This is a genomic window from Aureliella helgolandensis (assembly GCF_007752135.1).
Lineage (GTDB): Bacteria > Planctomycetota > Planctomycetia > Pirellulales > Pirellulaceae > Aureliella > Aureliella helgolandensis.
This window is the reverse complement of record NZ_CP036298.1, coordinates 3,838,057-3,850,477: the sequence shown is the minus strand read 5'-3', so window position 1 is coordinate 3,850,477 and position 12,421 is coordinate 3,838,057. Positions and strand designations below refer to the sequence as shown.

Genomic DNA, 12,421 nt, shown 5'->3' with positions numbered 1-12,421 from the left:
GTGAGAAAGATCTAGTGGTGACGAGAAGCCGTTCCTGCCGCAACTGTTCTAGTTATTCGTTCATGCCTTCCATATGGCGTCTTAACCAGGCACGTGCGTAGGCCCAATTGCGCTTGATAGTTCTTGGCGATACCCCCAGCACCTGAGCGGTTTCGTCAATCGTCATCCCCGCAAAGTACTTGAGTTCGACCAGCTTCGCCAATTGCGCATCTTCCCCTGCCAGCTTTGTCAGGGCTTCGTCCAAAGACAGTAGGTCCTCCGCGTCTGTCTGCACGTTGAACGCATGCTCATCATGCAAGTCCACTTGGACTCGGTCTCCCCCCCGTTTTTCGCGTCCGCGTCGCCGCGCGTTGTCGATCAGGATTCTACGCATGGCCTCTGCGGCAGCGGCAAAAAAGTGGCCGCGTCCATCCCAGTTCGCCGCGTTCTGCGGACCGACCAATCGCAGGTAGGCCTCATGCACCAAAGCAGTTGGCTGCAGCGTCAACGCGGCTTTCTCATGGACCATTCGTCGCGCCGCCAGCTTCCGCAGCTCGTCGTACACCAATGGTAGTAACTGGCTTGCAGCCTGCCGATCCCCCGCCTCCAGCGCCAAAAGAATCTTGGTTACGTCCTCGCTCATGGTTCTGTACTGCGTCTATCGATTGTTTACTTGCTATTGCTATTGAAGCCAGCGGTTGAGTCGGAAGCTATGCCAAATGCAACGAAAATGCCTCTAGTGCATCGTCAAAGCTTAGTTTTCGGGTTGCCCGGAAAAAGGTGTCCGACACCAAAAGCCGGAACGGCCCTTCGGGTGCTGTGCACTTTGGGTGTCGGACACCTTTTTCCGAACGCTCGTTTCCGAACGCTCGCTAAACCCTAATTTTTAGTGTTGACAATGCACTAGCAGCTGCCGACATCATTAGCCAGCTAGCCTCATGCTATATCTCATGCGTCCTACAGTCGATGGTCGGGCCAGCGTTTTCGCCACGATTATGAAATTGCCATCAACGCGTAATTCTTAGACAGGCGGCATGCAGCTCGTTGAGGCTTTTCCAAGGATCTTCCCAATCAAATCGATAATTCGAAAGATTTTTGGCCCGAGATGCGCATAAACGACGCATGGATTCCTGAACAATGGGTCGCGAACACTATTCGAATGACACGAATCAAACGAATTGAACCTTCACTAGGACACAAACACATGCAACGCACCTCGTACGCTATCGCACTGACGATTTGTGGACTCGCCGCGAGTACAACCATGGCACAACCACCTGGAGGTGGACGCGGCTTGGGGGGACCAGGCGGGCCTGGGGGCTCGCCCTTAGAACACATGGCACAATTGTTTGAGCTCGCAGACGCTAACAAAGATGGCATGTTAACCAAAGCTGAATTGCAGTCGGCGATGCAAGCTCAAGCTGGCAGACCAATGGGGCGCGGTGGCCCAGGCTTCCAAGGGCCTCCACCGCGAGCTAGTCAGGATCCACTTGGTGCCGCAGGCGAGTACGGCGGTCCTAGAGGTCCGGGGAGTCCAGGCGACGAACACGGCGGCCCGGGCGGCGCACCGCCGCGGCCTGGGGAGATCTTACCCTCGTTTGTAATCGATTCGCTCGACTTAACTGAACAGCAGAAAGCAAGATTGGCCGCGCTGCAAAAAACGGTGGATAAAAAGCTAGCATCGATTCTGACCGCTGAGCAGAAACAGGAACTGGAAAACCATCGGCCACCGCAGCATGGTCCCGGTCATGAAACAGGCCCGGACGCGGGACGAGATTCCGGACGACCTCAGCGTCCGCAGTAGTCGACTGTGCCTGCTAGCTCTCCAAATCACCCATGGTCGCGGCGGCCTATCGGCGCGATCCTTGTGTTGAACTTTCCAACAGCTCGAACGGAACTCAAGTTTCATCAGGTCATCGAAAGGCGAAATCTCAATGTTGCGTTTGCTATTCTTGTCATTTGTGCTGAGCGCTACTTCTATGGCTTCGGCAAGCGATTGGGCGGAGTTTCTCGGGCCCAACGGTTCCGCGAAATCGACAGATTCGGTAGTCACTAGTTGGTCGTCCGACCAAAACCTACTTTGGAAAGTTGACTTGCCGGGAAGCGGTTCCTCAAGTCCTATCATTGTGGGTGATCGCGTGATGCTAACCTGTTACACCAATGATGATTCGTCTTCGAAACGTCAAATAATGTGTTTCGACAAGCGTTCGGGAAAATCATTGTGGGCTTCGGACTATCCAGTCGACTACCGCGAGGACTCATTCCAGGGCTACATAACCGAGCATGGCTACGCCAGTAACACGCCCGTCAGCGATGGAGAGTTCGTTTACGTCTTCTTCGGAAAAGGCGGCGTGCATTGCTTGGATCTTGACGGACGAAAGATCTGGTCAGTGGACGTAGGCAAAGAATCTAGCAACCGACAATGGGGTTCTGCCGCCAGTTTGGTGTTGTTCGAAGACAGCGTTATTGTCAATGCAGCGGAAGAAAGCAAGTCGATCATCGCTCTGGACAAAGCCACCGGTAAAGAACTTTGGCGGCAGGAAGCGGGCATGCTGGAGCTGACCTATGGAACACCTCGCTTAGCAACACTTGCCGACGGCAGTCGCGAATTGGTGATTTCAGTACCGTCTGAAATTTGGGCACTCGACCCGCTCACAGGCAAACTGAATTGGTATGCATCGACTTCGATGTCCGGCAACGTCTGCCCGTCGACAATCGTGGACGGCGAAAACATCTACGCTTTCGGCGGCTATCGGTCGTCAGGCAGTATCGCGATTCGGGCGGGCGGAAAAGATGACGTTGGCAATTCGAATACGTTGTGGACCAGTCGCCTGAGCTCCTACGTCGCGACTCCGCTGCTGTACCAAGGCCGGTTGTACTGGATCGATGATAAAGGAATTGCCTACTGTTCCTCGGCCGAGACCGGTGAACAAATCTACCGCGAGCGGGTTAGTGAACTGGAAGGCGGTCGCCCAGTCTACGCTTCCCCCATACTGATTGCTAACAAAATCTTTGTCGTGTCTCGACGCCGCGGAACCTTCGTTTACGCTCCAGGGGATAAGTTTGAATTGGTTAGCCAAAATATTCTTGAAGGAGATGATACCGATTTCAACGCCTCACCAGCGGTTTCCGATGGCAGACTCTATTTGCGAAGCAATCAGTCGCTCTACTGCATCGGTGGGTAGCGGAGGAATCTTCGTAGCAGGACTATTAAACCCCATCGTTTTGGGAAAAACCCGATTCTTCAAAAGGAAAGAAATTGAAATGAGTTCAATACCGTCCATCAACTCCTCGGCTGCATCACAGGTTCAGCAGGGTGCATCCAGCCGCCCGTCTCGTGGAGGCAATCCAGGCGAGCGTCTCAACTCTGATTTGACAAGTTTCCTGAAGCAGGAAGGCGTCTCGTCCGAGGGGCAACAAAAGATCAAGTCAGAATTCAGCGATGCGCTCGAATCACTGGCTAGTACGGGCACACAAGTCAGCTCAAGCCAAGTGAAAGAAACACTCAGCAAAGTCCTGGAATCGAACGGACTCGATGGAGACAGCTTTGTAAGCGGTCTCGGAAGTCCACAGGCAAAAAACGGCGGTGCAGCGCAAGCCGGACAGGGCAAACGCCCACACGGTGGAGGTCCACCCGGTGGAGGCCCACCACCTCAATCAACAGAAGCAACGTCCAGCTCGAGCGAAACCAGCTATCTCGAGGACCTGCTCGAGGCTCTTGCCGAAAGTAGTTCGAGTTCGAACGAATCCAGCACATCGCAATCGCAGTCAAACGTATTTCCGGGAAACTACATCAATCGCAGTGGCGGGAATCTCGACGCGCAAGTCTAATTCAGCCTCAAGGCCCCCAGCCTCGCTGACATCCCAACCCGCAGCGAGACGCGCTTTCGAAATAGTAACCGACTGCGTGCGCAAGAAAAGGTGGTCACCGCTACAAGGCACCAAGGGACGCTACCACAGTGTTAAAATCCAAAGTCACCATTCCCCCTTGACTGCAACTTAAAATCAAACCTGAAGCAACGATTGAAGCTGCTTGGTGAATGAGGAAAGTCATGAACGAACCGCTGAAATGGTTCGCAGTGGTGAGCTTACTTGCTATGCCCCCTCGCCGTCGAGTTTGGCTGGGCGTGAGTCAGGTGCAGCAGTGAGTGTTGTTGGCAGGAAAATGTTGGCAGGAAGATAGAAGAGCATTTCATCTTCCTGCCTCCATCTTCCTGTCAAAACGTCCGCCTGGATGCTTCTGACCGATCACGGATGCCTGCGAATCCCAATCAAACCGGAACAGGCTATTGATTGAATCGCAATTCGAATTTTGACGCAAAGCTGGCGTCCGCCAATGCCCTGCAGCGGCAACCACCTTTCCTTGCTTACGCAGCGGGTTACTATTTCGACAGCCGGTGAGCAAGGAAGAGTAGTCGCAGATACAGCGACAGTCGGGTTGCGAACTTGGCGGCCAGCTCCCACATGCGACAAGCCAGTGTGCGCAACCATCAAGACACAGCTGCAAGGCATCCAGCCGATTGATAATGCACCCGTTGTGTGGCAGATCAGTGCTCTACTCGCATTTCGAATTTCAACGCTAGAATCGTACTTGGCATGCCGTTGTAACAACATCGACTGCTGCCCCACTTAAGCGACAGATTGCAATTTCGATAGCCCCCATGCTCCGTAGCAACGTCGCCTTGCAGTCACTCTCCTCCAGAGCGAATTGGCTTTTTGCTCAACAGAGAACTCAACATGGCTCCGCCTACGACCAGTACAGTCGTCCCAAGGACAATCGTCCAATTGTTATGCAACGGATTGCGATAATCATCCAATGCCGCTGGCCATAGTTCGGTCTGGGAAAGGCTGAGCCACACGATCAGGACTACGCTGACGAGCGTTGCCCAAAGTGCCGCCATGGGAGGAAACGTACTTCTGCGGTGTTGCGTCAGGATGCCGAGCAAAAACAAGCCCAGCATACCTCCCGAAAATATCCCAGCCAACTTCCACCAGACATCCAGTGCGCTGGCCGCCCCAATCATCGCGAGCGCCGCTCCAGTTCCCAACAGCCCGAAGACGAGAGTCGCCGTGTGCAGCACGCGCATCGCTTGGCGTTCGGTGGGGGAGGCGCGAAACAGCCGCTTGTACCAATCTTCGAATACCAGCGTAGCGGAACTGTTGAGCGAAGAGTCGACGCTACTCATCGCTGCCGCAAAGATGCTTGCGATCAAAATCCCTTTCAGACCGATTGGAAATTCAGTCACGATAAAATGCGGAAAGACTTCATCGGCAGCCAGCCCTGCAGGCAAGCGTTCCGGCATGGCCGTGTAAAACGAGAACAACCCTGTCCCCACAAGAAACAGCAAGGCTGAGATGGGAATGTAGAGGAGCGCTCCCAGCCAAACACTCTTCACCGCCTCGCGCTCACTCTTCGCCGTGATGTAGCGCTGGACATAAGATTGATCAATGCCGAAATTTTGCAAATTAATAAACGTCCCGTACAACAGCACGCCCCAAAACGTGGACTGACTGAGGCTGGTAGAGAGACTACCCAGCGAGAATTTGTTCTGCTCTTGCGCAATCTCAAACACTTGCATGGGACCTGCGGGCATCTGAAAGAGTATTAAGCCTAGGGCAATAAATATGCCCAGCGTTAACACGAGACTTTGCACCGCATCGGTCCAGATCACCGCCTCAATGCCACCCATCAAAGTGTACGCCGTTACCATCAGGCCCGTTCCCACGATAATCCAGTGGATACTCCAGCCCGTCAGCGGCGCCAGCGCCAAGGCGACGAGGTACATGATCGTCGCCATCCTGGCAACTTGGGTCAGCATGTAACAAACACCGGCATAGAACCTCGCCCAGCTTCCAAAGCGTTCTTCCAAGTGCTGGTACGCAGACACATGACCGCTGCGACGATAGAAGGGAACAAAATATTTGGCTGCAAAGTATGCGGCCAGTGGCAACGAAAGGGAGAACGCAAAGGGATTCCAATTGTCCGCATAAGCCTTGCCCGGATTGGCAAGAAAACTGATGCTGCTCACAAACGTCCCAAAGATAGAGAGCCCTACAACCCAGCCTGCCATGGCCCCGCCGGCTGCCGTGAACTCTTTGGCGTTGGTATTGCGCTTTGCTAACAGCGCTCCAACGGCAATCATGCCAATGAGGTAGATCCCGATGATTCCAAAATCGATCGGACTTAATGAACTCGGCACGCGGCAACTCCTAACTCTGGCTCTGGTGGTGGAGTTGCCAGTATATCCAATTGTCTATTCGATTGGCACTACAATCGATCTTCGCAAGACTGCTACTTCAATTCCTTGATGGCAGCAATCAATTGCTTCACTTCGGCGCGGTCACCGTGCGTGCTACTGATCTTGGCGTATTTCACGGTCCGATCGGTATCGATTAGAAACGTCGATGGGTAGGCTGTTTCCTTGGGGGCGTCCCATCTCAGGCCATATGCGTTGGTGAATTTGTAGCCAGGATCTAGCAGGAAGGTGAACGGAGCTGGCAATTTCGTGCCATGCAGAAACTCGTCCGCATGCTTATCCAAATCCTTCTCCGCACCGGGATAGACCAAGAGCACGTTCACGTTGTGGTCTGCGAAGGTTTTGGCTTGACCGATCAGCGCGCCGACCTGCCGTGTGCAAGCAGGGCATTGATACTCCGGATAACCACGTAGCACCACGAGCAACACAGGCCCATGTTTGAGCGTCTCCGTCAAACGCACTTCACCCTCTAAAGTTCCCGCAACCGCAGCCAATTCAAAATCAACGACAGGTTTGCCGACACTTGGCTTCTCAGCACTCCCCTTGTCGGCAGCAGAGACAACCAGTCCGTTCGCTATTAGACATAGCCCAAGGCTTAACGCGATCCACAATTTTACCATTTCCGAAATCCTCTTTCAGTCGCTTCTCATTCACCTAGGAATTTTCTAGTAGCACCGTGCTACGCCTTTTAGAAACACGCGACAGAAATTCCCCCACTAGCGTTCCCTCACCGCATCGCGCGCGCAATGCTCTAAGGATCGATATGTGGAACTCACCTTGCCGAATGCTCCGATTCCAAAGGTTACTCGCAACGCAGCTACCAAGTCTGTGAACTAGGGTACGTTGCCAACTAAGTAGAATTTATCGAGCCACACTTGGCCTAGAAAACTGCTGCAGACAGTTGCGTGCGAGCTAGTGCTGGCTAGCGAATGATCTCGCAATGCAGAAGTCGCCGAAGCAAACCGATCTGTCCCACGTGCAGCATTTCATGCTTCGAACAAAATCGCATCGCTTGCCCTTTGGTCGAGAACAAAGGGTGGGTGATGTTGCAAGGTTCCGCTAATACCGACTCAGCCAGTTGCGGTACTTCCTCCATCACTTGGCGGTGCACTGCCAGCAGGCTCTCGCGCAATTCCCCCGCGCTCGGATACTCCGCTACCGGATCCTTGGCTGGCATAGAGCCCTTGCCGAACATTCGTGAATATTCGGCAATCGGGAGCAATTGGCTATCCCCGGCGCTTTCGCCGCGCACCAACCCTAGGCAGAGTCGGTAGCGCACCAGTGCGATATGCCCGACCTGCCAAGCTATGGTGTTAATGCCGGGTTGAGGTTGTTTAAACCAAAGTCCATCCTCGACATGCGACAGCATGTCGAGCGTGTAGCGATGGACCAAGTTGAGATCCTCTAGGATGAACTGCTGCGAATTCCAACTCATCGCCTAGGACTCAACTTCCGCGTTGGAAGCCTCATCGGTTGGCTCACTGGGCGCCGGTGGTGGGACCGTCTTGACCGGCGGCTCATCGGTCCGTTTCGTTTCGTAGAATTGAAGCAAGTCGGAGAAGGATCGCAAGGGTTCCGCACCATCCTTCATCGCATCAGTGATTGGCGCCTTGGGCTTCTTACTCTTCACCACAACTGGCTTGGTAGGATGCGCGGAAGCACCACGACCTCTGCCACCGCCTGCGCCACGACCACCACCGTCACGTCCGCGACCGCCACCACCAGTTGAGCCACTGCCTTGGCGAGGAGCGCGATTCGAATGAGCTCTGGAACCGCCCTGTCCACCTCCGCCGGATTGACCACGAGGTCCGCGGCGCTGCTCATTGCGCTCTTCACGTCGCTGCGCATTCGCTGCTTCAATAGTGGCTCGCTGCGCGGGAGACAGTGCCGTTAGGGCAACTCGGTTTTTCTTCTCGTCCACCGTCACGACCCAGGTCATGAGCAAGTCGCCGACCTGCACACACTGATGGGGATCTTCTACGTACTCAGCCGAAAGACGACTAATGTGGATCAGACCGCTGCAGTCGGGCCCCAGTTCCACGAAGGCACCGAACTCTGCAACGCCAACCACTACTGCCCAGACGCACATCCCGGGTTCGAGATTTGCCAAGGTGGGCATTTCCGACATCATGGGAATCGGAAATTCAGCCAATCTTGGATCTGCAAAGGGGCTCTGAAGATTCGCAGCGATGGAGCGCAATTTCTCTCGCCCAACCTGCCACCCTCGCGCTAATTTTTCTACATCGATGGCGGTTGCTGCGGCTTGCTCAGCCACGGCGTCCTCCGAGTATTCAGGCTTGATCCCCGCCGTACTCGCAGCTTCCTCAGCTGGAGCAGTCGCGACCGCTGCGGTAGGCGAATTCTCCGCAGATGCTTCAGTCGACTCTGCGGACGCGTCCCCTTCCGAAGTTGAATCGGCAGCCGTATCCGCTTCCACAGATTCGGCGCCGGAGGTGTCCTCGCCAGCTGGCGTTTCTCCGGAATCGGCAGCGGTCACTTCGTTTTCAATAGCAACCGTAACCGTAACTTCTGCTGCAGCGTCTGTCGCGGTTTGGGCATCGTCGGCACCGGCTGCGGCACCTGATTCGGTAGGCGTTTCTGGAGCAGCCGCTTCGGAAACGGACTCTTCTGACGCAGCCGCTTCTGGAGCGGACGCCGCCTCAGTACTCGTCGATGGCTCCGCTGCGACCACATCGGCAGCTGCCATAGGAGCCGGCTTAGTCCAGCCCTCTGGTGCAGAGGGAGGCAATTCCAATTCGGTGTTCTCAATCAGCCGCTCGGCCAATCGGTAGTCGTCTGGGTGGATCAGCGTCGCATCGAGCCGCTGCTCGCTCTCGTAGATACGCAACATGCCAATTGCCTGACGCGAATCCAACTCATCCCAGTTCTGGACGGCCTCCAACAACTGGGTTCGGCTCTCAATTTTGCCTTGCGCTGCCAGCGTCGCAATCTGCTGGGCTTGCGGGTCTTGCACTCCTGGGACGCAATTCAATTCCGCCACACTGGCGTGCCACGTATCGATACCGCGACTGCAGACACAGTCCGAGATGGTATCGCGTACGAGGTTTCGCAGAGGTTCCTGTGCGAGCTCTCGCTGGTAGCTTCCCAATCGCAAACGGCTCACATCGACTTTCAGCAGCTCTGACAACGGGTCCTGCAAACTGCGTGCAACCCAAATTGCAGCCCGATCACGGCGATTGTAGGCAGACAGCTCACGCAAGGCGACGCGACCAACGGCATAGGCATCCGCGGCACTGCGATCTGCCATGGTCCAGCGAAGACCACTACTCGCACTTTGCTTGACGAGCTCTCTGAGCGTCAGTACTAGGAAACGACGGGCCGGACCATTGGTCAGAACGACCAAAGTCACGCGGTGCTTATGGACCAATTCGCCCAGCTTCACCACGTTTTGATTGACCGTCGCAGGTTGCGCCGAACAAGCGATCTCATCGGTCGCCAAAACATTGCCGGTGGGTCCTACAATTGCGATCCCCGCGGCCTTCGGCCCGACGGTATCGACAACTAGGATGGTATGACCACGTACCGGGCGCTGCATCAGGGTCTGACGCAATTGATCTGCGGCTGAAACGAGCAACTTCTCGCCCGCGATCTCTTCGAGATCTGCAATGGCTTCTTGCTCGATCTTCGCACGAACCGTTTGATCCAGGACCTGCTCCACCGTTTGGTCAAACCATTTGACCAAGGGGTGATCCTTTGCCACAAACGTATCGCGAGCCATCGGCACCAACGACCGCTTGTCGTAGTCCAGCTCGGTTGTCACCAGTTGACTGCGACGTCCCCGACCGAGCATCAGCCGTTGATAAGCGGTTAATTTACCCAATGGGCAACGCAACGACTTCATGGGATTGAGCATCGACATCAACCAACGTCGACGTCGCTGTCGGGGAGTCAGCTTGGCAACGGACTTGCGTTTGGCTTCTTTCTTCGCACCCGACTTGTTCTTCGACTTGCCCAGCTTGGCGGACTTCTTCTTGCCCGACAGTACCAGATCCTTGTCACTAACCGCCACGGGCTCCGCTGGCGCTTCGCTCGACGCCTCAGTCGCGGCACCTTCCGTCGCAGCACTTTCCGCAACAGCCTCGCCACTTTCGGCTCCGCTGGGGCTGCTTTCTGCTTGCGTTTCCGCTCCAGCGACGCTCTCGGCGGGGCGATCACTCGGCGTTTCAGCAGACACCTCTGCTCCCGAGACGCTCTCTGGCTGGGCAGCATCTTCAGCACTGGCGGCTGCCTCTGCTACACCTGCTGGGGCTTGCTCGGCAGGCTTCGCAGCAGCTACCGCTTCCGTGGGCTCACTGGCTACAACAGGCTCACTAGCTGCTGCAGTTACTTCGACAATCGCATTGGGTTCACTGGCTGAAGCAATTTCACCAGCCGCAACGCTGTCGCTGGCCGCCGGTGTTTCACTCGCTGTGCTATCAGCAGTAGTCGCTTCGGCGCTCGAATCGCCCTCGCTGTGCTCGCCATCTTCACCAGCACCTTCATCGCCGGCTCCCTCGTCGGGCCCATCATCGGAAGGGTTCGCACACAATTCGACGCGGATATTGGCTTTCTTCTGAATGGACCGGCGGAGCTTTTCCGTCAATTCGGTATCGCACTGAATCAAGCTGCTGATCAAGCGATTGGCCTGCTCAAGGAGCTGGTCAGCGGCAGCTGGCTCAAGCTGAAATTCTTGAGCAACCCAAGCGGTCACGTCGGCAATGGGAGCGCCGGTGTAAGCGATCATCTTCTCAAGAAGCTCGCCAGCCTGGCCATCACGGCCTTGGGTAGACGCCAGTGCCCGCCGCGCCCGGAAGGCCTTCAGGGCTGCCTCTGCTTCGACTTCGGTCGTCGAACGCTCTAAACTCGACTTGGCCTCGCCATCCAGCTCCGAGTCCTTGGGCAGCTGGCCAGTCAAACGCTCTCGAGTCGCCTGCAAACGCCGCTGTCGGTCAATCTCCAGCTTGAGAGCCCAAAGAGTCGAACGAGACAGTCGCCCCGTCTCATCGGCTCGATACCTTTCAATAAAGGCAGGCTGATATCCCTGTTGGAGCAAATCCCCCGCGATACGAATTTGATCAAGGGAGAGTCGGAGATGGCGGGCAATTCCGCTTAGATCAATCATGCAAATGCAAAGCTACTTTGTGCAAGCACAACCCCCTCTGTGGGACGGGAATTGCGATCGCTGTGAATATTGGGGACAAGGCAGGAGGTGAATTCCCCAACCACATCCGTGCCAGTTAAATACGTCAATACCTTCTTGAATCGCGCGAATCTACGCAAGCAAAATGACATTGTCAATACTCGGGCACTATAAAGCCAGCAATACTTCCAACTTTCACCGGCAATCTCTCCTATCTTGCCGCTATCGTTCCCTTGACGGGCCTTTCCCTCTTGCAAGCTGCAACTCCTCAATTGCTCTGATCCCCAGTTCCACGCCCGACCAGCCCCACACACTAGCCGTTAGATCTTCCCCCGCACACGGCCTGTAAAATCGGGTACATCCAGCCCCATAAAGTGCCTTGGAGCCGAGCCTAGTGCATTGTCAAGACCAAGAATTAGGGTTCAGCGAGCGTTCGGAAAAGGTGTCCGACACCAAAAGTGCAAAGCACCCGAAGGGCCGTTCCGGCTTTTGGTGTCGGACACCTTTTCCCGGGCAACCCGCAAATTAAGCTTTGACAATGCACTAGACAGGCGGGCGCCCAGGTTAAATCGGACGGCTCGCCCCGTGCCCTCCCGGCCATCGCTACGCTCGCGACGAAGGTTTTGGGACCATCTAGAAAGATGATGCGAAAAATCGGTGAAGTTTACCTAATCCGCAAAGTCGGGATAACCGATACATCTACCTAAGCGAGGCGGCAATCGTAAAAGTCGCCGAGAAAATCTAATCACTTTGCCCAGTGCTGAGTCACCACGAAGAACTCGAATTGCGGGAACCGGTGGCGGGCCATTTGCCCAGCTCCTCCCCTGCAATTTAGCCGCCGGGCATCAATCCCGGATCAATCCGGTCGCTAGCGTAACGCAGTCGGCCGGTGGCACCTGAGATCCAAGCCGTGACCAAGTGCAGGAACGCCCAGTGCGTGCTGATGCGGGATCGATTCTCAATCCAGTTTTAGCGAGCGCTGCCGTGCAAAGCACATTAGTTTTCCATGCAAGCCCCTGCGACTCAAGCTGCCCAGCTTGGCGCA

At 55.4% G+C, this 12,421-nt stretch carries 8 protein-coding genes; 3 read left to right on the top strand and 5 right to left on the bottom strand.

The features are described 5' to 3' along the window. Window positions 1–52: 52 nt before the first annotated feature. Window positions 53–622, bottom strand: a complete 570-nt coding sequence (locus Q31a_RS13760) for an ECF-type sigma factor (RefSeq protein WP_145078639.1) — start codon at window positions 620–622, stop codon at window positions 53–55. 561 nt (window positions 623–1,183) lie between these two features. On the opposite strand from Q31a_RS13760, the gene Q31a_RS13755 reads away from it, so the two are divergent. The 3 genes from Q31a_RS13755 (at window position 1,184) to Q31a_RS13745 (ending at window position 3,810) form a co-directional block, all read left to right on the top strand. Continuing rightward, on the top strand, window positions 1,184–1,783 hold the full coding sequence (locus tag Q31a_RS13755; RefSeq protein WP_145078636.1) for an EF-hand domain-containing protein: 600 nt from the start codon (window positions 1,184–1,186) through the stop codon (window positions 1,781–1,783). Between the two features lie 130 nt (window positions 1,784–1,913). Then, the gene (locus tag Q31a_RS13750; protein ID WP_145078633.1) at window positions 1,914–3,164 is read left to right on the top strand and encodes a PQQ-binding-like beta-propeller repeat protein; all 1,251 of its coding nucleotides are present in this window, start codon (window positions 1,914–1,916) and stop codon (window positions 3,162–3,164) included. Between the two features lie 79 nt (window positions 3,165–3,243). Continuing rightward, entirely contained in the window at window positions 3,244–3,810 is a 567-nt protein-coding gene (locus Q31a_RS13745) for a hypothetical protein (protein ID WP_145078630.1), read from the top strand. Window positions 3,811–4,667: 857 nt separating this feature from the next. Here Q31a_RS13745 and Q31a_RS13740 read toward each other — a convergent pair. The 4 genes from Q31a_RS13740 to Q31a_RS13725 form a co-directional block, all read right to left on the bottom strand. Then, window positions 4,668–6,179 (bottom strand): sodium:solute symporter, encoded by a 1,512-nt coding sequence (locus Q31a_RS13740; protein WP_231691192.1) that lies wholly within the window; start codon window positions 6,177–6,179, stop codon window positions 4,668–4,670. A 92-nt stretch (window positions 6,180–6,271) separates the two neighbouring features. Continuing rightward, window positions 6,272–6,856, bottom strand: a complete 585-nt coding sequence (locus Q31a_RS13735; RefSeq protein ID WP_145078628.1) for a peroxiredoxin family protein — start codon at window positions 6,854–6,856, stop codon at window positions 6,272–6,274. A gap of 302 nt (window positions 6,857–7,158) precedes the next feature. After that, window positions 7,159–7,671, bottom strand: coding sequence for a DinB family protein (locus tag Q31a_RS13730; RefSeq protein ID WP_145078625.1), 513 nt, complete (start codon window positions 7,669–7,671; stop codon window positions 7,159–7,161). 3 nt (window positions 7,672–7,674) lie between these two features. Further along, entirely contained in the window at window positions 7,675–11,358 is a 3,684-nt protein-coding gene (locus Q31a_RS13725) for a S1 RNA-binding domain-containing protein (protein ID WP_145078621.1), read from the bottom strand. Between the last annotated feature and the right edge of the window lie 1,063 nt (window positions 11,359–12,421).